Source organism: Bartonella sp. EBT8, from assembly GCF_055796165.1.
The window spans coordinates 42552-68948 of the sequence record NZ_JBTTDJ010000009.1 but is presented as its reverse complement, the minus strand read 5'-3'; the positions used below and the strand labels follow the sequence as shown (position 1 = coordinate 68948).

At 38.2% G+C, this 26397-nt stretch carries 27 protein-coding genes and 1 pseudogene; 13 read left to right on the top strand and 15 right to left on the bottom strand.

Annotated elements, in window-relative coordinates; genetic code table 11:
* A pseudogene (locus tag AC0QT4_RS06505) lies at window positions 1-172 on the top strand (tyrosine-type recombinase/integrase); the annotation flags it as partial.
* Window positions 173-214: 42 nt separating this feature from the next.
* Here AC0QT4_RS06505 and AC0QT4_RS06500 read toward each other — a convergent pair.
* The gene (locus AC0QT4_RS06500; protein ID WP_473200910.1) at window positions 215-793 is read right to left on the bottom strand and encodes an undecaprenyl-diphosphatase; all 579 of its coding nucleotides are present in this window, start codon (window positions 791-793) and stop codon (window positions 215-217) included.
* Window positions 794-1144: 351 nt separating this feature from the next.
* On the opposite strand from AC0QT4_RS06500, the gene rpsF reads away from it, so the two are divergent.
* The 9 genes from rpsF to AC0QT4_RS06455 all read left to right on the top strand — a co-directional run bounded on the left by rpsF (window position 1145) and on the right by AC0QT4_RS06455 (window position 10078).
* On the top strand, window positions 1145-1543 hold the full coding sequence (rpsF, locus tag AC0QT4_RS06495; protein ID WP_473200909.1) for a 30S ribosomal protein S6: 399 nt from the start codon (window positions 1145-1147) through the stop codon (window positions 1541-1543).
* The gene (gene rpsR, locus AC0QT4_RS06490) at window positions 1543-1791 is read left to right on the top strand and encodes a 30S ribosomal protein S18 (RefSeq protein ID WP_473200908.1); all 249 of its coding nucleotides are present in this window, start codon (window positions 1543-1545) and stop codon (window positions 1789-1791) included. Before rpsF ends, rpsR begins: the two co-directional genes overlap by 1 nt.
* Window positions 1792-1944: 153 nt before the next feature.
* The gene (locus AC0QT4_RS06485) at window positions 1945-2925 is read left to right on the top strand and encodes a hypothetical protein (RefSeq protein ID WP_473200907.1); all 981 of its coding nucleotides are present in this window, start codon (window positions 1945-1947) and stop codon (window positions 2923-2925) included.
* A gap of 25 nt (window positions 2926-2950) precedes the next feature.
* A complete protein-coding gene (rplI, locus tag AC0QT4_RS06480) occupies window positions 2951-3547 on the top strand; it encodes a 50S ribosomal protein L9 (RefSeq protein ID WP_473200906.1) in 597 nt (198 codons plus the stop codon).
* Between the two features lie 614 nt (window positions 3548-4161).
* On the top strand, window positions 4162-5652 hold the full coding sequence (locus AC0QT4_RS06475; RefSeq protein WP_473200905.1) for a replicative DNA helicase: 1491 nt from the start codon (window positions 4162-4164) through the stop codon (window positions 5650-5652).
* A 6-nt stretch (window positions 5653-5658) separates the two neighbouring features.
* Complete coding sequence (radA, locus tag AC0QT4_RS06470) at window positions 5659-7035, top strand: DNA repair protein RadA (RefSeq protein ID WP_473200904.1); 1377 nt, start codon at window positions 5659-5661, stop codon at window positions 7033-7035.
* 141 nt (window positions 7036-7176) lie between these two features.
* The gene (locus AC0QT4_RS06465; RefSeq protein WP_473200903.1) at window positions 7177-7758 is read left to right on the top strand and encodes a CvpA family protein; all 582 of its coding nucleotides are present in this window, start codon (window positions 7177-7179) and stop codon (window positions 7756-7758) included.
* A 74-nt stretch (window positions 7759-7832) separates the two neighbouring features.
* Complete coding sequence (gene purF / locus AC0QT4_RS06460; protein WP_473200902.1) at window positions 7833-9326, top strand: amidophosphoribosyltransferase; 1494 nt, start codon at window positions 7833-7835, stop codon at window positions 9324-9326.
* Window positions 9327-9328: 2 nt separating this feature from the next.
* A complete protein-coding gene (locus AC0QT4_RS06455; protein WP_473200912.1) occupies window positions 9329-10078 on the top strand; it encodes an SDR family NAD(P)-dependent oxidoreductase in 750 nt (249 codons plus the stop codon).
* A 76-nt stretch (window positions 10079-10154) separates the two neighbouring features.
* Here the strand turns inward: AC0QT4_RS06455 and pssA are convergent, their stop codons facing one another.
* The 5 genes from pssA to cysS form a co-directional block, all read right to left on the bottom strand.
* Window positions 10155-10994: a CDP-diacylglycerol--serine O-phosphatidyltransferase gene (gene pssA / locus AC0QT4_RS06450; RefSeq protein WP_473200901.1), complete on the bottom strand. Its 840-nt coding sequence runs from the start codon at window positions 10992-10994 to the stop codon at window positions 10155-10157.
* A gap of 8 nt (window positions 10995-11002) precedes the next feature.
* Window positions 11003-11701 carry a phosphatidylserine decarboxylase gene (locus AC0QT4_RS06445; protein WP_473200900.1) on the bottom strand — a complete coding sequence of 233 codons (699 nt, stop codon included), beginning with the start codon at window positions 11699-11701 and terminating at the stop codon, window positions 11003-11005.
* A 114-nt stretch (window positions 11702-11815) separates the two neighbouring features.
* Window positions 11816-13693 carry an ABCB family ABC transporter ATP-binding protein/permease gene (locus AC0QT4_RS06440; protein WP_473200899.1) on the bottom strand — a complete coding sequence of 626 codons (1878 nt, stop codon included), beginning with the start codon at window positions 13691-13693 and terminating at the stop codon, window positions 11816-11818.
* Between the two features lie 112 nt (window positions 13694-13805).
* Entirely contained in the window at window positions 13806-14477 is a 672-nt protein-coding gene (locus tag AC0QT4_RS06435) for a DUF421 domain-containing protein (RefSeq protein ID WP_473200898.1), read from the bottom strand.
* A 42-nt stretch (window positions 14478-14519) separates the two neighbouring features.
* Window positions 14520-16028: a cysteine--tRNA ligase gene (gene cysS, locus AC0QT4_RS06430; protein WP_473200911.1), complete on the bottom strand. Its 1509-nt coding sequence runs from the start codon at window positions 16026-16028 to the stop codon at window positions 14520-14522.
* A gap of 513 nt (window positions 16029-16541) precedes the next feature.
* On the opposite strand from cysS, the gene AC0QT4_RS06425 reads away from it, so the two are divergent.
* A complete protein-coding gene (locus tag AC0QT4_RS06425; protein WP_473200897.1) occupies window positions 16542-16946 on the top strand; it encodes a TIGR02301 family protein in 405 nt (134 codons plus the stop codon).
* Window positions 16947-17106: 160 nt separating this feature from the next.
* On the opposite strand, the gene AC0QT4_RS06420 is transcribed toward AC0QT4_RS06425, so the two are convergent.
* A complete protein-coding gene (locus AC0QT4_RS06420) occupies window positions 17107-18435 on the bottom strand; it encodes a dihydroorotase (protein WP_473200896.1) in 1329 nt (442 codons plus the stop codon).
* 64 nt (window positions 18436-18499) lie between these two features.
* Between AC0QT4_RS06420 and ygfZ the strand changes: the two genes are divergently transcribed.
* The gene (gene ygfZ, locus AC0QT4_RS06415) at window positions 18500-19363 is read left to right on the top strand and encodes a CAF17-like 4Fe-4S cluster assembly/insertion protein YgfZ (protein ID WP_473200895.1); all 864 of its coding nucleotides are present in this window, start codon (window positions 18500-18502) and stop codon (window positions 19361-19363) included.
* A 3-nt stretch (window positions 19364-19366) separates the two neighbouring features.
* Window positions 19367-19987 (top strand): YfbR-like 5'-deoxynucleotidase, encoded by a 621-nt coding sequence (locus AC0QT4_RS06410; protein WP_473200894.1) that lies wholly within the window; start codon window positions 19367-19369, stop codon window positions 19985-19987.
* A 411-nt stretch (window positions 19988-20398) separates the two neighbouring features.
* Here the strand turns inward: AC0QT4_RS06410 and panB are convergent, their stop codons facing one another.
* The 8 genes from panB to AC0QT4_RS06370 form a co-directional block, all read right to left on the bottom strand.
* Window positions 20399-21214, bottom strand: coding sequence for a 3-methyl-2-oxobutanoate hydroxymethyltransferase (panB, locus tag AC0QT4_RS06405; protein ID WP_473200893.1), 816 nt, complete (start codon window positions 21212-21214; stop codon window positions 20399-20401).
* Between the two features lie 11 nt (window positions 21215-21225).
* Window positions 21226-22071 carry a pantoate--beta-alanine ligase gene (gene panC / locus AC0QT4_RS06400; protein ID WP_473200892.1) on the bottom strand — a complete coding sequence of 282 codons (846 nt, stop codon included), beginning with the start codon at window positions 22069-22071 and terminating at the stop codon, window positions 21226-21228.
* A 27-nt stretch (window positions 22072-22098) separates the two neighbouring features.
* Window positions 22099-22845, bottom strand: coding sequence for a DNA repair protein RecO (gene recO / locus AC0QT4_RS06395; RefSeq protein ID WP_473200891.1), 747 nt, complete (start codon window positions 22843-22845; stop codon window positions 22099-22101).
* 1 nt (window position 22846) lies between these two features.
* Window positions 22847-23752, bottom strand: coding sequence for a GTPase Era (era, locus tag AC0QT4_RS06390; RefSeq protein ID WP_473200890.1), 906 nt, complete (start codon window positions 23750-23752; stop codon window positions 22847-22849).
* Window positions 23745-24452, bottom strand: coding sequence for a ribonuclease III (gene rnc / locus AC0QT4_RS06385; protein WP_473200889.1), 708 nt, complete (start codon window positions 24450-24452; stop codon window positions 23745-23747). The genes era and rnc overlap by 8 nt, the downstream gene beginning before the upstream one ends.
* Entirely contained in the window at window positions 24433-25245 is an 813-nt protein-coding gene (gene lepB, locus AC0QT4_RS06380) for a signal peptidase I (RefSeq protein WP_473200888.1), read from the bottom strand. The genes rnc and lepB overlap by 20 nt, the downstream gene beginning before the upstream one ends.
* 71 nt (window positions 25246-25316) lie before the next feature.
* Complete coding sequence (gene acpS, locus AC0QT4_RS06375) at window positions 25317-25718, bottom strand: holo-ACP synthase (protein WP_473200887.1); 402 nt, start codon at window positions 25716-25718, stop codon at window positions 25317-25319.
* Window positions 25715-26317 carry a DUF2062 domain-containing protein gene (locus AC0QT4_RS06370; protein ID WP_473200886.1) on the bottom strand — a complete coding sequence of 201 codons (603 nt, stop codon included), beginning with the start codon at window positions 26315-26317 and terminating at the stop codon, window positions 25715-25717. The genes acpS and AC0QT4_RS06370 overlap by 4 nt, the downstream gene beginning before the upstream one ends.
* Between the last annotated feature and the right edge of the window lie 80 nt (window positions 26318-26397).

The following is a 26397-nucleotide window of genomic DNA, read 5'->3' as shown; positions in this document are numbered from 1 at the left end:
GTTTCCTGTTTGGACAGAAGAAGATGTTGAGAAATATTATCACCATTGATCCCGTGGTATACACGAGCGCGTATGGATTGATGTTCTTTTGTATACGGATCCACGCCGTAGTGATACGGTACGAATTGGTTGGAAAGATGTGAAAGAGAATATCATTCATCTCAAGACAGAGAATAGAATCAATAGCCATAAATTCCCTTGTTTTTAACACGACTTATTGATTTTTATGTCTTTTCTTAACGAATGACGGAATTTGATATAAAAACTTAGGAAAATACGGTGCTATAAACTGAATGATACCCCAGCTTATAAAACTGCCTAAAATTGTACCCGCTAAAACATCAAGAGGATAATGTACACCAACAAAGATACGCCCCCAACAAATCAAACATAAAAACACCGCTGCAAACTGAGACGCAATTTTGTATCTATAAAAATAAAGGCTTGCCATATAAGATGCAAATGTCAAAGCATGATTGCTAGGAAAAGAAGCGGTTGCACGATGCTTAATCAGTGGTGCCGTTAACCCCATAACAAATGGGCGTGGATGAAAATAAATAAGAGAAATGAGATAACCTATAAAAAGAGACACACAAATACTCACAAAAATACTTAGTGCTACACATCGCTCTTTCTCTTCACCATAAAACCATAACACACAAAGATGTAGTGGAATAATATAAATCAAAAACTTCGCACAAAAAATACTAAACGCAACTAAAATCGGCCAAGATTGATGATTGCCTGTAAGCATTTTAAAAAGTGCAACATCAATCCAGTTTAAATAATCCATTCTTCCTTGCCTCATCTTTGTGGCTTTACAGCATCATCTTTTTGTAAAAAGGGTAAACTCTATAGGAAATATATCAAGATTTAATAAATCAATTTTTTTATACGCATAAACTTGCTATTTTAAAAGATAAGTTGTAAACGTCAAATGTTTGTTACCGGCACTTTGGCTGGAGGTTGAACGGAGGGCTGGAAAGTTACCAGTAGGAAACGCAATGTTTCTGACCTCCTGTGTCTCCGCTCTCGGATGTCTCAGATTGTAAGCGCGTCCTTTCTTCTTTGGAGTTCCAAAAAAGACAAGTCGCAGAGGCTTTGCGCTAAAACCGGTAAAGTTTAATTGAAGAAAGGCAAAGCAATGGCTCTTTATGAACATATGTTCCTTGCCCGACAGGATATTGCACCGCAACAAATTGATGAACTTTTGAGTGTCTACAAAGGTGTCATTGAAGCGCATGGTGGAAAAGTTGGGCGTGTAGAAAATTGGGGGCTTCGTCCCCTCGCTTATCGTATTCGCAAAAATCGTAAAGCTTATTATGTACTGGTTAATATCGATGCACCAGCCGCAGCAATTGCTGAAGTTGAACGCCAAATGCGTATCAATGAAGACATTTTGCGTTATATGACCATTCGCGTAGAAAAACACGAAAAAGAGAAATCTCCTCTATTTTCACGTATTGATCGTAATGGTCACGATGAGGAGCGCCCTCGCTTTCCACGTCGTCAACGTGAAGATGCCATAGAAGGAGTAGAGTGATGACCGATATGAATCAAACTGCAACACGTCGTCCTTTTCATCGTCGTCGTAAAACATGTCCGTTTTTAGGTGCTAATGCTCCTAAAATTGATTACAAAGATGTCAAATTATTGCAACGTTATATTTCAGAACGAGGGAAAATCGTTCCTTCGCGGATTACAGCTGTTAGTCAAAAAAAACAGCGTGAATTAGCAAATGCCATTAAGCGTGCTCGTTTTCTAGGATTACTTCCATACGTTATAAGGTAAGTTATCAACACATTACGCAACTGGGGAAACTCCCCAGTCGCTTTTCCTGTATGATCTGGTAAAATAATTGATTGTGGGCTATATACGACGTAAAGATATCAAAAGTTGAGGCATTGTAATTGCCCCTAACTGCAAAAGGCAGGACAGCGATAAATGAAAAACTTTCATTTTTATAAGATAATGACCGGTATTTTGGCGGGGCTTTTTGCTGTTGTCATAGGAATGGCAATCATCAGTGTTGCGAATATCGCACCCTATTTTTCTCTTCTTCTTAGTTGCTTTCTTTCATTCCCAATTTTTATAGTTGCTTTTAGTCAAGGAACATTAGCCAGCTTCGTTGCACTCATAAGTGCAACTGTTATTTTTATTATAACCACTAATATCTATACTGCTCTTAGCTTTATGTTGTTATTTTTTCTTCCTGCTGTCTATGCTGCTTGGCTCCTTGGGCTTGCACGACCAGATCATAAGGAAAATACACTGATATGGTATCCACTATCATCAGTTATTTTTCATTTAACAAACTTCATCGCCCTTATAGCGACCTTCATCGGGCTCTATATCCAAACCCGTCCATCTACACCTCTTATTGCAAAAAAAGTTACTACAGATATAGCACAAGCCATGCAACAATCCCAGTCACTAAAAGAAACAGATATACTCGCTTTTAGTGATTTTTTAATGGCGAATGCAGCAACTTTAACAGCTATCGCTCTAACAATTTATAGTTTGATTTTTCTCATTGGTAATCTTTATTTTTCGATAATAACAGCTCAACATATGAAGTGGCTGAAAAGGCCTCGTGATGATTGGAGCAATACTCTGCGTGTTCCAATTTCTGGAATTATTATTTTTATTGTTGTTTGCTTAGTATCAATGGTTGAATTGAGCGCTTCTCTCAATTTGAGCGCACTTGTCTTTAGCACTGCTTATACTGTCACCATCTTAATCAGTGGTTTAGCATATCTCCATAATATTACAAAAGGAATCAATGGCCGTATTCTCATACTCTCTCTTGTTTATATTGCCATTTTAACCGTCATTTTTGCTCCACCTATTTCTTTCATGATGCTCTTGATGGGTATTTGGGCAGCTATTCAATACAACTTTGAATCACGCAAAAAACTTCACTAAATTTATTTTTTCGAAAGGATAAACTATGGATATTATTCTACTTGAGCGCATTCCTCGTCTTGGTCAAATGGGTGATATTGTCTCGGTTAAGGATGGTTACGCACGTAACTTCCTTTTACCTCAAGGCAAAGCTTTGCGCGCTAATGAAGTTAATAAAAAACATTTTGAAATACAACGTGCACAACTTGAAGCGCGTAATCTTGAACGCAAAAGTGAAGCACAAAAAATTGCTGAAAAACTTGATGGTAAATCATTTATTGCCGTTCGTTCAGCTGGTGAAACAGGACAACTTTACGGATCTGTAACAACGCGTGATATTTCTGAAATTATAACAAATGAAGGATTTTCTATTGGACGCAATCAGATTGAACTGAATCATCCAATAAAAACGATTGGCCTCCACACCATCACTCTTAGTGTACACCCTGAAGTTCAAATTTCTGTGATCATTAATGTTGCACGTTCAGCCAATGAAGCACAACGCCAAGCAGAAGGTGAAACTCTAACTTCTGCTGAAGCAATCTATGATATCCAAAAAGAATCAGTAGAAGAAAAACAGGAAGAGCTATCAACAGAAGAAATCAACGATAATGATGCAAATGACATTGATAAAGAAGCTTAACTAATATTTTTATTCTCTATCTTGCACTTTCTGTTTTTTTATCATTGAACAATATTGATACACAACCGAACATTTAGCCTTTTAGGCTAAATGTTCGGTTGTGTTGTCATGAAAACTAAATTCTTATGAAAAAAATAATCTTTAGTATGGTGTATAAAAATAGTCAGAAAAAATATTCCCACCCATTTTTTATTAAAATAGAAATCAAAATTTCTCAGCCCCTAATTTAAAAAATGATCTTTCTATAAAGGTGTAAATTGGTTATATCGTTCCTTCTTATTTAAAATAATTCTTATTATAAAGAAAAATAATTTTACTTAGTGCGATACTAAAGTTTTAGCATCCCATAACATTAAAACATTTAAGATACAGCATTGTGTTTTTTTTAAACACCAAAAGTGCAATTTAGAAAATTTACATATTTTCTAAAATTTCTATATTATGAAAATATAAAGGAATAAGCTCCAGTAATAGGCAAAGAATGAATCAGAAATTGAAGAGAACACAAAAAAGGATTGAAAAAACGAAGATTTTGTCTCCTATCCTTTTCATATAAAATGCTCGATTGATTGCCAAAAATAGTTAAATGCGAAATTTTGATGAGAGAAACTGTCATGGAAGAAACCAGCGTCATTAATTTTAACTCTTCACATAAAGAAGAGCCTCCTTCTTTCCAACAACTCCCACATAATATCGAAGCTGAACAGGCCCTTCTTGGAGCACTTCTCATCAACAATGAAGCTCATGATCGCGTTTCAGATTTTTTGAAGCCTGAACATTTTTTTGAACCACTGCATCAAAAAATCTACGCTGTTTTATCCCATCTTATCGAAAAAGGAAAAGTTGCAGATCCGGTTACCATAAAACCCTTCATTCCAGCGGAAGAAAAAATTGCCGATATTACCGTATATAATTATGTTGTTCGTTTAACCAAAGAAGCCGTAACAATCATTAATACCGAAGATTATGGGCGGGTCATCTATGATCTTTTTCTCAGACGCTCGTTGATTAATATTGGAACTCAAGTTGTTAATACGGCCTTTGATGCTCCTGTAGAGCTTACGCCATCTAGGCAAATTGAAACAGTTGAACAACATTTATTTGAACTAGCAGAAAAGGGAAAATATGGAGGGGGATTTGAAAACTTCAATGAAGCTGTCAAAAAAGCTCTTGACATGGCAAGTGCTGCTAAAAAGCGTTCATCGCACTTATCAGGAATAGCTACTCATATTAAAACACTTGATGAAAAAATGGGAGGATTACAAAAGTCTGATCTCATTATTCTCGCTGGACGCCCTGGTATGGGGAAAACCTCTCTTGCTACCAATATTGCCTTTAATATTGCCAATGCTTGCAAGCGTGATGGCTCAAAACAGGAAAATGAAGGAGGCGTTGTTGGATTTTTCTCGCTGGAAATGTCATCAGAACAGCTAGCAACTCGTATTATTTCTGAACAGACAGAGGTTTCTTCTTCTGATATCCGCCGTGGAAATATCACAGAAGAACAATTTGCAAAAATCATCCGTGCAATGAATCGCTTACAAAAAGCACCGCTTTATATCGATCAAACTGGCGGTATTTCAATCACGCAATTGGCAGCACGCGCACGCCGTCTCAAGCGACAACACGGTTTGGATGTTTTAATTATTGACTATATCCAGTTAATGACAAGCAATTCAAAGCGTTCCTCTGAAAATCGTGTTCAAGAAATTACAGAAATTACTACAGGATTAAAAGCATTGGCGAAAGAATTGAATATTCCTATCATTGCTCTTTCACAACTTTCCCGCCAAGTTGAAAATCGTACAGATAAACGTCCACAACTCTCCGATTTACGAGAATCTGGTTCTATTGAGCAAGATGCTGACATCGTGCTTTTTGTCTATCGTGAAGAATATTATCTCAAAAATGAAGAACCAAAGATAGGCACGCTTGAATATGAAAGATGGCAAAATACAATGGATAAAGCTTTTGGAAAAGCTGACGTTATTGTCGCAAAACAGCGCCATGGGCCAACAGGGACCGTTCATCTTGCCTTTCAGTCTGATTTTACACGCTTCAGTGATCTGGCAGATAGTCATTATCTTCCAGAACAAATTGGTTAAATCATCATGGCACGTAACCGTCTTCAATTTATTTGCCAAAATTGTGGAACCATTCATTCACGCTGGGCTGGGAAATGCAATTCCTGTGGCGAATGGAATTCCCTTAGCGAAGAAAATGAAAATAGTGGTATTGCTAGTGGACCAATGCAAAATATCCGTAAAGGACGTATAGTTGCCCTTACGTCTCTTTCTGGAAATCTTCAAGATGCTCCGCGCATCCATTCTGGCATCGATGAGTTTGATCGTGTTACTGGTGGGGGATTTGTTCGTGGATCAGCATTACTTGTTGGTGGAGATCCAGGTATTGGAAAATCAACATTACTCACACAAACCGCTGCTGCTTTATCGCGAAAGGGACATAATGTCATCTATGTTTCAGGTGAAGAAGCCATTGCACAAATATGCCTTCGTGCACAAAGACTTGGTGCTGAAAATACAAAAGTTAAACTCGCCGCTGAAACCAATGTTGAAGATATTCTTGCAACATTAAACGAACATAAAGACCTTGATATGGTTATTATCGATTCCATTCAAACTCTATGGTCTGATGCAGCGGATTCAGCACCAGGTACGGTCACACAAGTGCGTATTGGTGCTCAAGCAATGATCCGCTTTGCAAAAAAAACAGGAGCAGCTGTTGTCCTTGTTGGGCATGTTACAAAAGATGGACAAATTGCTGGTCCCCGTGTTGTAGAACATATGGTTGATGCTGTTCTCTATTTTGAAGGTGAAGGGGGGCATCATTATCGAATCCTTAGAACTGTAAAAAACCGCTTTGGGCCAACGGATGAAATTGGTGTTTTTGAAATGTCTAATCAAGGGTTGCGGGAAGTCATAAATCCATCCGAACTTTTTTTAGGTGAACGAAATGAAAAAGCACCAGGCACAGCTGTTTTTGCAGGAATGGAAGGAACACGCCCTATACTCGTAGAAATTCAAGCGCTTGTTGCTCCCTCTTCACTTGGAACACCACGACGCGCTGTTGTGGGATGGGATGGAAATCGTCTTTCAATGATTCTTGCTGTTTTAGAAGCTCATTGTGGAGTTCGCTTTGGACAACACGATGTCTATCTTAACGTTGCGGGTGGATATCGCATAGCAGAACCAGCAGCTGATTTAGCTGTTGCAGCAGCTTTGGTATCCTCTCTTGCAAACATTCCTCTTCCAAAAGATTATGTCTATTTTGGTGAAATCAGCCTTTCAGGAGCTACCCGCGCTGTTGCGCATTCAGTACAACGCATCAATGAAGCAAAAAAACTTGGGTTTCAGGGAGCCGTTCACTCCACTACTACAACAGAAAAGATGCAATTGCTTAATTTTCAACAAACAACATTCTCTGACCTTCCTGAACTGGTCGCTGCCATTACTACAGGTAAAAAATGATCCACGCTCCACGTATGATAATATAGAAAAAACTCTACAAAATACAAAAGACCCTTGCTATAAGAATAAAAAATAGCATAACAAGAAACGCATTTGTATACTAACTTAAAAAACACAACTTTATGGATAAGGAACAAACAAATGGTCATAACAGTCCTTGATGGAATTGTCGTAGCAGTCATCCTGTTATCCGCTTTTCTCGCTATGCTTCGAGGATTTTCACGCGAGGTACTCTCTTTGGTTTCCTGGGCAATCGCAGCTGGTGCCACACTGTTTTTATTCAAGCCTTTCTTGCCCTTCTTTGAGCAATATCTCTCTAATAAAATGATTGCATTGATCACAACATTATTTACGATCTTTGTTGTTGTTCTTATTATTACTTCAATTATTACAATGAAAATATCCGATTTTATTATTGATAGTCGGATTGGTATCCTTGACCGTACTATCGGTTTTGTTTTTGGGGCGCTTCGTGGTTTATTTATCATGGTTATCGGTATGCTCCTCATTAATGCGCTTATTAAACCGGAACACCAAGCTAACTGGTTAAAAAATGCAACAACAAAACCTCTCTTAGATTCACTGGGACAAAAAGTTTGGAAAATCCTTCCTAAAGACCTCGACACTGTTCTCGAAAAAGCAGAAAAAATTTTTAAAACAGACGATACTAAGACACAGGGTAAACACTCTCATGAAAAAGTAATTCAGCCAAATGCGAAATAATTCTTCATAGAGAAAAAGTTCTAAATAATATATGAAGTATGAAAAACCACTCTTCATATCACAACTGAAAGAATATGATGATAAAAAGCGAAGTTTCCTGTCAGAATTTTTCATTAGATGACGATACCCTTCATGAAGAGTGTGGAGTTTTTGGTATTCTTGGTCATGAAGATGCCGCAACATTAACGGCTCTCGGGCTTCATGCACTTCAGCATCGTGGACAAGAGGCAGCTGGTATTGTCTCTTACCACAATAAAATGTTTCATCAAGAAAAGCATCTAGGTCTTGTCGGTGATCACTATACAAACCCCGCAACGCTCGCTCGACTACCGGGGAAACTTGCTATCGGACATACCCGTTATTCAACAACTGGAGAAATAGCATTACGCAATGTTCAGCCTCTTTTTGCAGAATTAAAAGCTGGAGGGATTGCTATTGCTCATAATGGCAATCTTACCAATGGTCTTACATTACGCCGCAAACTCATTGCTTCTGGTGCTATCTGTCAATCAACATCAGATTCAGAAGTTTTTCTTCATCTCATTGCACGTTCCCGTTATGAATCATCCTCTGATCGCTTTGTTGATGCTATTCGGCAAGTGGAAGGTGGATATGCCATGTTGGCACTCACACGTACTAAGCTTATTGCTGCACGGGATCCTACAGGGATTCGACCTCTCGTGATGGGTGAGCTTGATGGTAAACCAATTTTTTGTTCTGAGACCTGTGCTCTTGATATTATTGGAGCAAAATATGTGCGCGATGTCAAAAATGGAGAAATTATCATTTGTGAAATACAGAAAAATGGGGAAATTACTAAAAAAATTATAGAACCAGAGAATGATAGGCCAGAGAAACTTTGCCTTTTTGAATATGTTTATTTTGCACGTCCTGATTCAATTGTTGGAGGGCGGAGTGTTTACACGGTACGTAAAAATATGGGAATCCATTTAGCTCAAGAAGCACCTTGTGAGGGTGATGTCGTAGTCCCCGTTCCCGATGGCGGAACACCTGCTGCAATTGGCTATGCACAAGAAATTGGAATTCCTTTTGAGCTTGGTATTATTCGTAACCACTATGTTGGCCGCACATTTATTGAACCAACACAACAAATTCGCGCGTTTGGAGTAAAATTAAAACATTCTGCAAATCGTTCTGTCATCAAAGGAAAACGTGTTATTCTTGTCGATGATTCCATTGTACGGGGGACAACATCCCTCAAGATTGTACGAATGCTCCGTGATGCGGGAGCAAAAGAAGTTCATATGCGCATTTCTAGCCCTATGATTTTTTATCCCGATTTCTATGGTATTGATACACCTAAAGTTGAAAGCCTGTTGGCTAATCAATATCCAGATTTAAAATCCATGTGCAATTTTGTTGGAGCCGATTCATTAGAATTTCTTTCAACGGATGGTCTTTATCTTGCTGTGGCAGGAGAAAAACGAAATAATACTGATCCGCAATTTACTGATCATTATTTTACTGGACATTACCCTACACATCTCGTTGATCAAGAAAGCATTCCCCAAATTCATCAAGAGTCCGTTCTTAAAACAAGAAATTAATGATGACAAAACCTGATTTTAGTCTCTTTGGTCGTGTTGCACTTATTACCGGTGCTTCAAGAGGTATCGGCTACCATTTAGCATTAGAGCTCGCAGCACGCGGTGCTCATATTATCGCTCTTGCACGAACAATAAGTGGACTCACTGAACTTGATAATAAAATCCGAGAAAAAGGCGCACATGCAACACTCGTTCCACTTGACTTACATCATATGGAAAATATTGATACTCTTAGCGTTTCAATTGCTGAACGCTGGAAAAAACTTGATATTATCGTTGCAAATGCAGGAATTCTTGGGATGCTCTCACCAGTATCCCATATCGAGAATGCTGTATTTGAAGATGTTTTTCAAATAAATCTCATCAGCCAATGGCGCTTAATGAAAACCGTAGAACCTCTATTGCGTAAATCTGATGCTGGACGAGCAATTTTTTTATCCTCAAGCGTTGCTCATGTTGCACGTGCTTTTTGGGGACCTTATGCTGCCTCTAAAGCTGCTTTGGAAATTATTGCTCGATGCTGGGCAGAAGAGCTAAAACAAACCCCTATCAAAATTAATTGTGTTGATCCCGGTGCAACACGCACTGCCATGCGTGCACAAGCCATACCTGGTGAAGATCCTCAAACTCTTCCCTCACCACAAGAAGTTGCAGAAAAAATAGCACATTTAGCCTCACCTTATTTAAAAGAAACAGGCAAACTCTTTAATGTCCGTAAAAATAGATTTATGGATTATCATGCTCCTGATTGAATATAGACATAGAACAGAAACAAAAAAACTAACTTGAAGTTCTTTTTCCTTTTGTTTTTTTGTAAAATATAAAGCTCTATGATTTTTGGATAGTTTTTGTGTTGATCTTTTTTTCTTCCAAAATCGCTCGTTTATGATAAGCTACAAAACTACAAGGGAGAAAAATCATATAGCAAACAGCTGTAATTAATAAGGTGTGCCATGTATAAGTTGCAAGAAAACCTACATAAATAACAATACCGAGCATGCACGGTATGACAATATCACGTCTCAAATTTTGGTCAATTGTTTTTGCATTCCAGACCGGTAAACGACTAACCAATAGAAAAGCAATAAGTACAGTATAAAGACTAAAAAACAATGCCCAGCTCCAACTTGGCATCAAACCAAGAGCTCCCAAATACATAGGCAATAAAAGCAATAATGCTCCTGCTGGTGCAGGAACACCAACAAAATAATTTCCTCGCCATTTTGGTATATTTTTATCATCCAACATCACATTAAAACGCGCTAGCCGCAAACAACAAGCAACACAATAAACAAGAGCGGCCACCCAACCTACTTGGTGTGCTTGAGCTAAAACAAAGGAGTAAACAATAAGCGCAGGCGCAACACCAAAATTAACCACATCAGCAAGAGAATCCATCTGCGCCCCAAAAGATGAACTGCCATCCATCAAACGGGCGATACGTCCATCAGCGCCATCTAAGATTGCTGCTAAAAGCACCATTAAAATAGCAGCTTCATAGCGATGCTCAAAAGCCAAACGAATACTGCTCATTCCTGCGCAAATCGCTAAAATAGTGATGACATTGGGTATGACATAGCGCATCGGTGTAGGTGAACGCCAGCGATTTGCACCATCATCATGCTGTCCCTCAGGATTAAATGAAGAAAATAGTGAAAAATTTTTCATTGTTCGTCCTAATCAAATCTGAAATCCGTTGTAGCACTCTTATCGTCAAAAGAAGCTAAAACTGTTTCTCCCGCAATCGCCATCTGACCAACCGCAACACGCAGTTTCACTCCAGTTGGTATATAAATATCAAGACGAGAACCAAAGCGAATTAATCCAAATCGTTCTCCAGTAACGACAGAATCATTCTCTTTTGACCAACAAATAATTCGACGTGCAACCATCCCAGCTATCTGCACAACACCGATTTTACCATGTTTGCTGTCAATCACCATCCCATTACGCTCATTAAATTGACTAGCCTTATCAAGCTCAGCATTGATAAAATGACCTGGACGATAAATTATAGATTCTACTGTCCCACTTATGGGAATACGATTGATATGGCATGAAAAAACATTCATAAACACAGAAATGCGGATCATTTCTTCCTTCCCTAATCCCAATTCTTCAGGAGGAACACAGGGTTCAACGAATGAAATACGCCCATCAGCAGGAGAGATAACCCAATTTGCATTCAAAGGAATGATACGATATGGATCACGGAAAAAATATATACACCACACAGTAAGAAGTAAACCACACCAAAATAACGGACTCCATATCCAACCAAGAATGAGCGAAAGGATAAAAAATGCTACGATAAAAGGGTAACCTTCTTTATGAATTGGCACAAAGCTATTATGGATAGATTGTAGAATACTCATATAATTTCCTATTCATAGATAATTGAAACAAGTAATAATTTTTTGGTTCTTCCTTACCCTTTTATGTACTTAATTAACCACTCCATATAAAGTTATAGGTCACATTTGCACAGCTTATTTTTTATGATTAACCATACCTATCTCATCTTCTTCACGCATTTTACGTAATTTTTCTTCAGCTTGCGATGCTTCAAGCTGCTTATTCCACATTGAAGCATAAAGACCCTTCTTATGTAACAGTTGTATATGCGTCCCATTTTCAATAATACGGCCATTTTTAAGAACCAAAATTTCATCAGCATTGATAACAGTAGAAAGACGATGAGCAATTATTAATGTTGTACGCCCACGGCTTACAATATCTAAGGCTTGTTGAATTTCCTGTTCTGTTGCCGTATCAAGAGCCGCTGTTGCTTCGTCCAGAATAAGAAGGGGAGGAGCTTTTAACAATGTCCGTGCAATAGCGACACGTTGTTTTTCACCACCTGATAGCTTAAGTCCACGCTCACCTACCATAGACTGAAAGCCTTCTGGAAGCACCTCAATAAATTTTGATATCTGTGCCATTTCGGCAGCTTTGCGCATTTCTTCCTCTGTAGCAGATGGACGACCATAGCAAATGTTATAAGCAATTGTATTATTAAATAACACCGTATCCTGTGGTACCATGCCAATAGCTTCACGTAAACTTTTTTGCGTTACATCACGGATATCTTGTCCATCAATTGTGATGGAACCAGAATCGACATCATAAAAGCGAAAAAGTAATCGAGAAATTGTCGATTTGCCAGCACCAGATGGTCCAACAATCGCAACTGTTTTTCCTCCAGGAATTTCAAAATCAACATCTTTGAGAATCTGACGAGACGCTTCATAAGAAAATCTTACTTGATTAAACCGAATAGTACCACAACTCACCGTTAATGGTTGAGCATCTGATTTATCGATAATCTCTTGCTGAACATCTAAAAGATCAAACATAGCTTCAATGTCAGTTAAGCCTTGACGAACATCACGATAAATTGACCCAATAAAATTTAATGGAATAGAGAGCTGTATTAAAAGTGCATTAATAAAAACAAAATCCCCTAAAGTTTGTGTCTCATAAAAAACCTCATAAGCTGACATCAACATCAGAATAGCCATTCCAATACCAAAAATAAGAGCCTGACCAAAATTAAGCCAGCTTAACGATGTCCAAATTTTTGTTGCTGCTTTTTCATAATTTTCCATCGAGGAATCAAATCGATGTGCTTCCAGAGTTTCATTGCAAAAATATTTAACCGTTTCAAAATTCAAAAGAGAATCAACAGCACGCGTATTGGCTTCAGTATCTGCCATATTCATTTCTTGCCGAATACGAATGCGCCAATCACTTGCCTTAATTGTAAACCAAATGTAAAGACCAACCATTATTACAACTATGAGCAGATAATGCCATCCATAACCTATATAAAAGACAAGTGCTGTCAAAACAAATTCGAAAACCGTTGGGACTGTATTTAGAATCGAAAATCTAACGATTGCTTCAATTCCCTTTGTGCCACGCTCAATCACACGAGAAAGCCCACCAGTTCGCTTTTCCAAATGAAATCGCAAAGATAATTCATGGATATGTATAAAGGTCTTATAGGCTAATTGGCGAATAGCATGCTGACCAACGGTTGCAAACAGAGAATCGCGCAACTGATTTAATGCAGCTTGGACAATCCGTGCAACATTATATGCCAAAACAAGCATGATAGGAACGATATAACTAGATGATCTCCACACAGAAAGGCTCGCAGCAAGAGCATCTATAGCATATTTAAAGAAATACGGTACAGATATGAGAACTAGCTTGGCTAAAACAAGATAAAATATTGCCCATAAAACACGCGTTTTTAGATCGCGCCGATCCGCTGGCCACATATAAGGCCATAAATTATAAAGTGTGCGAAAAGTCTGACCTGTATCTGACGATACAGTTTTTGTTATTTCATTCTGTTTCATACAGTTCTTATTTCTCTATCATCCACTTAACAAGCACGATAACGCCTCCCCTCTTGCCATTTACAGATCATCATTATACACTTTTAGTAACTATAGGCATCAGCATTTGAGCCTAGACTGTTTTTGAAAAGGGGACAAGAAATAATCCACTATAAGGTTTATTATTTTGATCTCTATTCTCATACCATTCCGCTGCAAATAAATTCTCAACCTTGACATGCTTTTTTTTTAATTCTGCTTTAAGCCATGTCTTTGATTTACCAATTTCTTGAAGACCACCATCTATAACCTCACCATTTTCTACCAAAATGACAGACTTTTTCCCTTCTTCTTTTTTAACAACAGAACAATCCCCACTGGTTTCTAAATGAACAAACGCGGCTTCATGTAAACTACAGCCTTTAATACGCAACATCGTAATCAGTTCATTCACGCTGATACCTAACTTTTTAATCTCATCCATTTGAAATACACCATCTAAAACCAATGCAATGTTTTGCCCAGAAATAAGACGACGAAAAAAAACTGAATAGCATGCCAAAAAATTAAGAGATGCAATGAGAGCTTGCCAAATGAATAAAACAAGCAACAATTGAACGCTGCTAACATCCTGACTATAAATAACGCCTCCAATAATACTCCCCATCACGAAATTGCTTACCAAATCAACCGGTGTCATTTGACTAAGACTTCCACGCCCTGTTGTTCTTAAAATGAAGAGGAAGGCTATAAGACCTACAACTAATTTAAGTGCAATATGACCATAATGATATAAAAATTCCATCAAATTATCTCCCTTGTTATAGGAGCTGCGAGAATATCGGAATTATAAGTGTCTTATATCCCATACAGTTATACGCTCGCCAGTCTGTGGATCTTTTTCATCTTTTAAAGAAACCCCCCCGGCTGCAAGCTCATCACGAATAATATCCGCAGCTGCCCACTCTTTATTATGGATAAGCTGTAGCCTTTCGGCAATGCGTTGTTCGATAAATTTTGAATCAAAAAGTGTTTTTTTCATAAATAATGGGCACTCTACGTCTCGAACCCACTCTTGGTTTAACAACCCAAATAAACTCATCGCATTTGCCAGAGCTACAGCATCACCTATTTTATAAAATTGTCGCAAAAGAGCAAATGCATTCGGAGTATTAAGATCATCACTTAATGCATTGATCAAAGAATTATCAGGAGCTTCATTCTTCTCTACACATCTTCTGTCACGACGAAGCAATTTATACCAACGATGCAGCTCTCTACTAGAGTTCACTAAACGTTGAGTTGTCCAATTTAATGGTTCACGATAATGCGTCTGTAACATTGAAAAACGTGCAGACAAACCAGCCCAATTTTGTTTCATTTCATTTGATAAAACATCATTAATCTTAAAAAAATCATTCTCTAAAACAGAACGAATAGTAATAAAATTGCCAAGGCTTTTAGACATCTTTTGGCCTTCAACCTGCAGAAAACCATTATGCATCCAAAGATTAGCCATTCGCTCAGTTCCAAAAGCCGAACAACTTTGCGCAATCTCATTTTCATGATGAGGAAAAATCAAATCAATGCCACCACCATGGATATCAAAAATACTTGCTGTCGGATCGTCACAAGACAAACCACCACCATAGGGTGCCAATAGTTTTGCCATTGACATTGCAGAACATTCAATATGCCATCCTGGACGACCTAAAACAGAAATACCTGCTGGCGATGTCCAACCTGGTTCTCCCTCTACAGAGGGCTTCCATAAAACAAAATCCATCTCCTCCCTTTTATAAGCAGCAACATCGACACGGGCCCCCGCCCTCATTTCTTCTAAGGAGCGTTTTGCAAATGATCCATAAAAGGGATGTTTTTTTATACTGCTTACAGAAAACAAGATATGATTTTCCGCTATATAAGCATGTCCTTTTTCAAGCAACCGTTCAATCAAAGAGCGCATCTCTTCTAAATGATCTGTTGCACGGGGCTGACTGGTTGGCAATAAACAACCAAGCGCTATCGTGTCTTGTTGAAATTGAGAATAGGTACGCTCCGTTAATCGACGAATAGCATCATTAAGTGCTAATTCTGGATATTCGCAAGCTGCTCGTGCATTAATTTTATCATCTACATCTGTAATATTACGTGCGTATAGAACATGCTCTTTACCATAAATATGACGCAATAAACGAAATAACATGTCAAAAACAATGACTGGGCGTGCATTCCCTATATGAGCGTAATCATAAACCGTTGGACCACAAACATAAAGACGGACTCTCGTTGTATCTATTGGTGTAAAAATCTCTTTTTTACGTGTAAGCGTGTTATAGAATCGCAACTCTCTCATCATAATACTCCATTAGCGATATTATTTACCGCTCTTTAAGATGAATTTTACCCAAAATCATTGCATTATGTAGTTTTAAGTTAAAACTTTCATATATCTTATGTAAAATTCTTATCCTTAACCCATTCCATCGAATGCTGTATCCATCATCTATCACAAAAACAATCCGCTTTATTTGCTTGGATAAGAGTAATCTACCGATAAAAACCACCCTTCTTCTTGATAAAAAAACATCCTAGAGAAAAATCTGCAAAACACTTTCTAAATTGACAGAAAAAAAATTGTATCCAAAAAAATTGAAATTTTTAACCACACAAAGTTTTTTAGAATCTTTAATAAATCTCTATGACGCTTTCCTTACTCTCTTTATGCCCTAGATTGTATAACACGCTTGCTCATTGATAATGACGCATAAATTTATTTGCGCCCTATCTTTTAACATATGCTCTACAAGAGAACCATTTTCGTGATTGTAATGGTAGAAAAATTTATTAAAAGGAAGCAAATAAATTAATGCGTAATATTTTGATAAATATCATTTTTTTAACTTTAACACCAGCTTTTGCTCAACAATCTCCGCCCTATGAGACAAAATTGCTACGGCTAGCAGAAATTTTTGGATCCCTTCACTCTCTGCAAAATCTTTGCAGTACTCCAACAAACCAATGGTATGACTACATGAGTGCACTTATTGAGGCAGAACAGCCAATGCCGCAAAGACGCGCTTATTTTTACGAAGCGTTTAATGGAGCCTATCGTGCTTTTTCAGAAAATTATCATCATTGTACACAATCAGCAGTTACAGCACATCAAAGATACATCCAAGAAGGAAGAGCCTTATCTGAAAATCTTCTCACCTATTATGACAATCAACCTGTACAAAAATTACCAAACACTCGATCTAATCTATTCCACTGATAATATTCTTAAAATGAATAGCTCAATAAGCTTGCCTTGTATAAAGTATGGTAAGTTTTTAAGAATAAAGCCTCAATATGCTTTTATCTTCGTATAATAACCACCATAAGCACCTTTTCACCCATAAAATTATTTCATAAAACTCATCAATTTTATGTGGTTACACCAAAGCCTCTATAAATTTAACAGGTTCACCTTGCGAAGGGGTGATAATTTCACCTTCCCACATAACGCGCATACCACGGATAATGGTCCCAACAGGCCAGCCTTTAACCTTTTGACCATCATAAGGTGTCCACCCTGCACGCGAACCAATCAACGCATTTGTAATAACTTCTTCTCGTTTAAGATCAACAATGGTTAAGTCAGCATCATATCCAACAGCAAGACGCCCTTTACAGCTTATACCAAAAACGCGGCTAGGACCATGTGAAGTGAGATCAACAAAACGTTCAAGAGATATCTTTCCCGCATTGACATGGGTTAGCATAATTGCTGCTGTTGTTTGCACACCTGTCATCCCCGAAGGTGAAGCAGGATAAGCCTTGCTCTTTTCTTCAAGCGTATGAGGAGCGTGATCAGAGCCTAACACATCAACAATACCTTGCTGAAGGCCGTACCAAAGAGATTCACGGTGGCGACTCTCACGAATCGGTGGATTCATTTGAATCAATGTGCCAAATCGTTGATAATCATCCGCAGTTAAAGTCAAATGATGCTGCGTAACTTCAATTGTTGCCACATCTTTATGTTTTTTTAGAAAATCAATTTCTTCTGCTGTAGAAAGGTGCAACACATGGATACGTGCCTTTGTTTCATGCGCAATTTTTACTAAGCGCTGCGTACATTTTAATGCTGCAACTTCATCACGCCAAACCGGATGCGATGAGGCGTCCCCTTCAATTTGTAACACTTTACGCTCTCTAAGCCTTGCCTCATCTTCAGAATGAAAAGCTGCACGACGATGTGTGTTTTGCAAAATAAGACGTACACTTTCATCATCATCTACCAAGAGATCACCGGTAGAAGACCCCATGAAGACTTTAATTCCAGCAGCACCAGGAAGTCTTTCTAATTCAGAGATCTGATGTGCATTTTCACGTGTCCCTCCAACCCAAAATGCAAAATCACAATGCATCCTATGAAATGCGCGTTTCATCTTATCGGCCAATGCTTCTTCCGACGTGGTTAATGGATTGGTATTAGGCATTTCAAACACTGCTGTCACCCCTCCCAACACTGCAGAATAGGAGCCGCTTTCTAAATCCTCCTTATGTTCATTGCCCGGTTCGCGAAAATGAACTTGGCTATCAATAATCCCTGGCAAAATATGGAGCCCTGTACAATCAATGACCTCACCAGCAGATGCACATGTCAAATCACCAATCTCAGCAATACGGCCATTCGTAATACCAATATCGCGCTTACTACTTCCATCATGATTTACAAGTGTTGCGCCTTTAAAAATTGTATCAAATATTTTAAACATAGCCGTGCTCCTTACATATCATCTCTTTATCGATTATGTAACTTTTGGTAGAAAGGCAAGCACCATGATTGAAAAACAAAATGCCATTTTTTTTACAAACCGTAGAGTTATTAAAGTTACTGGTGAAGAAGCAACAGATTTTTTGCAAGTTCTTATCACAACCGATGTGACAAAAATCGGTGCACAAGAAATGTTTCCTGGAGCTCTTTTATCACCACAAGGGAAAGTGATTGCTGATTTCCTTATCGGAAAAAGAGAGGATGGTTATCTCATTGAGATTATTGTCTCTTTAGCTGATATCTTCTATAAACGCTTGCTCCTCTATAAACTTCATAAAAAAGTGGAAATTACACAACCATTACAAGAAGTTGTTACAGTTTGTTGGAATAATGAATCAGATAGTTTAGATTTTGATTCAAGTTTTATAGATAAACGATTTCCACAAAACGAAAAAATAATACGAATCTATGGGAAGACGCCCTTTTTTGTTCCAGAATCTCATGACCATTGGAAGCGATTGCGTATCCGTTATGCAATTGCTGAAAGCGGTCAAGACTATGAAATAGGGAAAGTCTTTCCTCATGATATTAACTACGATCAAATTGGTGGATTAGCATTTGATAAAGGCTGTTATATAGGGCAAGAAGTTGTTTCACGAATGCATCACCGTCGTGCGGCGCGACGCCGTATTTTAATTATCAAAAGTCAGCATGAATTAACCTTAGGTTCTAGCATTGCAGCTGGAACAAAAATACTTGGTTACTTGGGAACATGTGTTGCAAATGAAGCTCTCGCTTTAATGCGTATTGATCATGTCAAAGATGCTATGGACAAAGCTCTTCCCTTGACAGTAGAAAATCTTCCCGTCACCATAAGTATTGCTGAAAATATGAACTTTACCTTTCCTGAAAGCACTATAGGAACTTAACTCATGGCTAAAGCTGAATTATCACGAAATGGACAAGCACGCGCTTGGCAAAGAATGCTTTCTGGTCGACGACTTGATTTGCTGAACCCTTCTCCTCTTGATGTTGAAATCGAAGATATTGCCCATGGACTCGCCCGCGTTGCACGTTGGAACGGTCAAACACGAGGAGAACATGCCTATTCCGTCGCACAACATTCACTTTTGGTAGAGAAAATATTCCAAAAGCTTTTTCCGCAATCGCATAGTGATGAATGCTTGTGTGCTCTTCTTCATGATGCACCGGAATATGTCATCGGTGATATGATTTCACCCTTTAAAGCTGTGATAGGAAAACAATATGAACTTATCGAAAAACGAATACAAGATGCTGTCCACATGCGCTTTTCTCTCCCTGTTGATCTTTCTCAAAAGCTTTTAAAAAAAATCAAACAAGCTGACCGTATCGCTGCATTTTACGAAGCTATTACGCTTGCTGGATTTAATACAGAAGAAGCTCTCCGCTATTTTGGTTCTCCAAATAATATCCTATCCAATGATCTCAATTTGCAACCCTACTCTACACAACAAATTGAAAATGCCTTTTTAATCCGTTTTAGTACTCTTGATACTCAGAGATCATACTAATATTCTCCTTCCATCATTCATCTTTTATCGCTCTCCTTTAAAAAACGAATATTGGTCCTCTTACCTTTTTTCCTTATTACCTGCTTGAATACAATAACAAAAGAATAAATCCGCTACTCTATAAGTATCTGATAGCCTAAAATTTTTGCCTTGATAATAACTTGTCGCTTTAAACAAACAAAAGCAACTGCTGTTAAATGCCAAGCTCTTCTGAAAAATACTATCAGTAATATCCCAGAAGACTTAGAAATTTACTCATTTCCATAATATCAACGAATGGCAAGCAAAAAAATCAGAGTTCAAATTGAACATGAATACATGAATAAAGGACATATGAGAGAATGCTCATTAATTTTATCAAAGTTTCAATAATAAATTCTCTCTTGTAAAGATTTTAAATGAAACAAGATTTTATTTAAATCTATAAACTTCCTTATCCGCTGGAAAAGCACGAGATGTAACATCTTCTGCATAGTTCTTAATTGCAGTCTCCATTGCTTGTTCAAGAGCCCCATAACGGCGTACAAATTTAGGAACCAAAGTGCCATAGCCCAACATATCTTCCATCACCAATATTTGCCCATCACATTGATTAGATGCTCCAATGCCAATAGTAGGAATAGAAAGCATTTTTGTAAGCTTTACCGCTAATGGTTCGATAACCCCTTCCACAACAACAGCAAAGGCCCCTGCTTGTTCAATCGCTATCGCGTCTTCTTCAATTTGTCGCCAATTACTTTCATCACGCCCTTGCGTCTTAAAACCACCAAAACGATTTACGGACTGTGGTGTAAGACCAATATGGCTCATAATGGGAATACCGCGTTTACACAAGAAATCAATTGTTTCTGCTATATAAACACCACCTTCAAGCTTAATTGCACCACACCCTGTTTCTGCAACAATCCGTGACGCATTAGAAAAAGCTTGTTCTGGACTTTCTTCATAAGAACCAAAAGGCATATCAACAACCACTAATGCCTTTTTAGACCCACGCATAACTGCTTGCCCATGCAAAATCATCATATCAACACTGACAGGGAGTGTTGTTTCAAACCCATGCACAACCATCCCAACGCTATCACCAACCAAAAGAAAGTCACAATATGGATCAGCAATCCGCGCACTATAAGCTTGGTAAGCTGTTAAGGATACAATTGGTTTTTGTCCTTTTCTCGACTTTATTTCAGAAGCAGTTATACGCTTTATGGTTTTCTGTACACTCATTTTAAGCCCTTCTATTGCAAAATATATTGATCAATAAGCCTAACCTCACCAAAACGAACAGTGAGTAATAAAACTGCGGGTTTCTCTAACATCCCCTTAACTATAGATAAAGTTTCCATATCTCGTAAATCTATTGATTCAATGATCGCGCGGGATTCTTGCTGTAAAATATCACGAACAATTTGACACAATTTATCAATGGAGCGTTCCCCTTGGCGATAAAGCCTTTCAACAGCTTTGCCGCTTTCAGGAATAATTTTTGCCGCTTTGCGTTCTTCTAATGTTAAAAGCTGATTACGTGAAGAGCTGGCCACACCATCTGCATCACGTAAAATAGGCACACCAATAATTTCAATAGGAAAAGCTAAATCCTCAACCATACGACGAATAATCAAAATTTGTTGAAAATCTTTTTCCCCAAAAAAAGCTTTATCGGGTTGAACAATATTAAAAAGCTTAGCAACAACGCTGGTCACACCACAAAAATGTCCTGGACGTAATCTTCCCATCAAAATACGCGATAATTTTTCTACCTTCACAATTGTGTCATTTCCCTGTGGCCACATTTCTTCTACAGAAGGTGCAAAAACATACTCAACACCTGCTTGCTTCAACAAAGAACAATCACCGGCCAAATCTCTTGGATATTTATCAAAATCTTCATGGGGACCAAATTGCTTTGGATTGACAAAAATAGAAACCACACTCACGTCACACATAGCCTTTGCTTGCTGTACTAATGCAAGGTGACCTTTATGCAGTGCCCCCATGGTTGGAACAAAACCAATAGAGTGTCCTAAACGTCTTTCTTCTGCGAGACACCGGCGTACCTCGGCAATTGTTTTCAAGATTTGCATCTTCATATTCTTTTCATTTTTATCAAATCAACAAATTAATTTCTGCATCTGAAATTGCCGTTCAAACAATTGTATTAAATTCATACGCACGGATGGCTGTTTTATAGTCCGTGGTTCCCAGACATGACGCATTAAAAAGAAACCTGTTAAAATGAAACCATTTATTATATCTTTAAAATCTGCAGGACGTGTTGTTCTTTGCACAAGAAACTGTGGTAGAGTTAGAAGTTTCTCTTTCCAAGGATATCCTGCTTCCTCACAGACAGCTCGTCCCGACTTCGGCGATACATAACAAAGCCTTTCTGAACGCCCTGTTGCTGCGCAATGAGACAAATCAAGTCCAAAGCCAAGTTCTTCAAGAAGTCGCATTTCAAAGCGCACAAGTAATTCTGCATTTACAAATGGCTCAGCAAAATTCTGCATAAAAAGATGTAAAAGATCATATAAAATGGGATGCGGATCACGTTCAGGAAGAAGACGCAAATGGAAAGCTATCAACTGCAAAGCATAAAGTGCTTCTGGTAAAAGGATTAATCGTGCCGCATATAGATCAAGTGCTTCAAGCTTAAAAAGTCCTAGATGTTCTTCTAAACGCGCACCCCATTCAGCTTCAACTAGATTCCCAGGTTGAAGAAGAGCTGCCATACGACGCGAACGTCCTCCTTTTACCACTCCCATATAACGGCCATGCTGACGTGTCATGATTTCAAGAATAACACTTGTTTCACCATATTGGCGTGTACCAAGGATAATGGCTTGTTCTTTCCATCTCATGTTATTTTAAAAAATCTAACCCCATTTCACGATAACGCTCTGGATCAGTACCCCAATTCTCACGCACTTTCACAAAGAGAAAAAGATGAACCTTCTGTTCCATAATTTCCATTAGTTCCTTACGTGCTGCCTGACCAATCGCTTTAATTGTATCGCCTTTTGCTCCTAAAACAATTTTTTTCTGACTATTACGCTCGACATAAATCACTTGATTAATTTTAACTGAACCATCTGAGCGTTCTTCCCAGTTTTCTGTTTCAACCGTCGAAGAATAAGGTAACTCATCATGAAGGCGAAGGAAAAGTTTTTCACGGGTAATTTCAGCAGCAAGATGACGCATAGGCATATCTGAAATTTGATCTTCTGGATAATACCACGGTCCCTCCTGCATCATGTTACTCAATGCATAAAGCAAGTCCTTGCAACCCGACCCATTTAGAGCCGAAATCATAAAAGTCTGCACAAACGGCACATGCTCATTAATTTTAGTGGTTAGTGCTAAAAGGGACGATTTAACAACTGTATCAACCTTATTAAGAACGAGTATTTTATCCTGTTTAATATTTTTTACAATATCTAACATCGCATAGACATCATCCGAAAGACCATTTTGAGCATCAATTAAAACTAAAAGAACATCAGCACTCTTAGCGCTCCCCCATGCAGCAGACACCATTGCACGTTCTAACCGCTTATGAGGAGAAAAAACACCTGGTGTATCAATCAACACAATTTGCGTATTATCATGCATGACAATACCGCGGATCAAAGTTCGTGTTGTTTGTACCTTATGCGTTACAATTGAAACCTTTGTTCCAACTAATTGATTAACTAATGTTGATTTTCCGGCATTAGGCATTCCAATAAGTACAACAAAACCAGAACGCGTTTTAATAACGTCATCCATGATCATTTTTTCCCATTGTCTTCCATATACCTTCTCGTTGTAAAATTTTCTCAGCTGCCATTCTTTCAGCATATCTTTTAGAGCTGCCTTGCCCAATTTCTGGAGCAAACCCCAAAACATTGACCTCTACCATAAAAACAGGATCATGATCTGGGCCAGAACGCTTTATAACCCTATAATGTGGTTGTGCATTTCCTTGCATGTGAGCCCATTCTTGTAATTCCGTTTTAGCATCACGTCGACCAGCATCCATTTGTTTTGCCCGATTTTTCCAATATCTTTGAATAAAAGGGCGGACGCTTTCCAAGCCTCCCTCTAAATACATCACAGCTATCAAAGCTTCTATCACATCAGCATGCATATTGGTGAGTCGGCGTCCCTCAAAGTTTCTCATTTCAAAACCAACATGAATCATATCAGGTAGCCCCATCTCTCGTGCAATATCAGCACATGTTTGCGCATTGACCAAACCGTTTAAACGTACAGATAACTCACCTTCACTTGCTTGCGGGAAAAATTGATAGAGCATTTCTGCAATTAAAAGTCCTAGAACCCGATCACCTAAAAATTCTAGTCTTTCATAATTCCCTTGTTCCGAATCTTGTACACTAGAATGCGTTAATGCTCGCTTTAATCTCTCTTCATCTTTAAAACGATGCCCTGTCAGCTTTTCAAGCTGATCAATGATTGGACGTTTCATCGTTGATTCCTTGCTTGACAAGCGGCAAATCATGAACAGTATTTATAAAGGAGAACAGACGACTCCAACGCACATCAAACGGCCAGCGCCAAATCTGCCAAGCACTTGAACCATTGCTGATAGAGAAAAAAATCACACTTGCTCGACCAATAAGATTCTCCTCTGGAACATAGCCTACAGCTAAACGACTATCATCTGAATTATCGCGGTTATCCCCCATCATGAAATAATGTCCCTGTGGAACTTCAAAGACCTTCGTATCATCAACTTGTGGAATAAAAGCCAGATCAAGTGTATCGTAGCTAACACCATTCGGCATAGTCTCACGATAAACATCAACAGGGTAATTAACTTCTGTTATATCAGAATTATCAATCTTCCCAATAAAATGCCGCGTAACAGCCTGATCATTAATATAAAGAACACTTTGACGAACTTGTACACGATCACCCGGTAGACCAACAACACGTTTTATATAATCAATACTAGGATTACTTGGTAAACGAAAAACCACAACATCTCCACGTTGAGGCTGGGATGCCCAAATACGTCCCGAAAAAAGAGGAGGCGAAAAGGGCATAGAAAAACGAGAATATCCATATGCATATTTAGAAACAAACAGATAATCTCCTACAAGCAAAGTAGGACGCATTGAACCAGAAGGAATACTAAAAGGTTGAAAAAAGAGGGTCCGAATAAGTGCTGCTAAAAACAGAGCCTGTATTAGAACCCAAATAAATTCAAGAATTCCACCTTTTTCTTTCTTTCTATATATTTTCTCTTTCTGCATCATTACAGACTACCTTCCCATCGTAGATATAATTCATTTTTTATCATAATATTCAAATAATAAAAGCACAATCTCTAACCACGCGGAAGCGCTTCGATAATAATAAATGCCTGTGCCCAAGGAAAATCATCTGTTATACTCAGATGAATGACAGCTTCATAATGAGGAGGCAACAATTTCTGTAATTGCATCTGTGCACGATCTGTAAGTTTCATGACTGGTTTACCAGAGGGCAAATTGACCACTCCCATGTCTTTCCACCATACACCACAAGAAATTCCTGTCCCTAAAGCCTTAGCACACGCTTCTTTGGCGGCAAATCTTTTGGCATAAGAAGAAGATCTTTCTTTGAGGTTTTCAGACTTTATCTGCTCAATATCGGTAAAAATACGTTGAATAAAACGATCGCCATAACGAATCAACATTCTCTCAATGCGTCTGATATCAATGAGATCATTTCCAAGTCCAATGATCATAAATTATTACCCGAATTTCTTTGGAGCGAGTGCTTTTTTTTTATAATCTTTTGGTATCGCTTTTGTTGAAAACGGGCGATTGCTCTGTAAACCCCTATATAAGAAAGAGTACCAAAAACAATACCTAAAAGGGTACCACCTAAAATCATTGGTCTCATAATAGAATCCCAAGCGCCCTTAAAAAGCAAAGGTACATTTGTTAGTGTTAAACCATTAAACAAAATGCGAATTTGAGAAAGAGAAATCTCGTTTACATCGCTAAAAAGCGATAAACAGAAAGAGCCCACCTTATAATCGGCCATTACAATTAATAAAAATGTAAGTGGATTAGAAAAAACCGTCCCAATAATTGCTGCCGCAAAGTTTCCACGCAAAAGCCAAGAAAAAAATATTGCCAAAATAATATGCATCCCAAAAAGAGGCGAACAAGCTAAAAAAATACCAATAGAAAACCCTAACGCAACCTTATGCGGTGTTGCTGATATCCGTAAAATACGTTTACGTATGTAACAAAATGAACGAGAGAATGAACGACGCGGCCATAACCAAAGCCGAATACGCTTTACCAAATCTATTGATTCTCTACGACGAAAAAGCATATGATTCCTAATACTTATCTTGTGACAATAAAATAATGCGTATGATTCAAATTAATTTCTTCAAGCCTTTGCATAAAAAA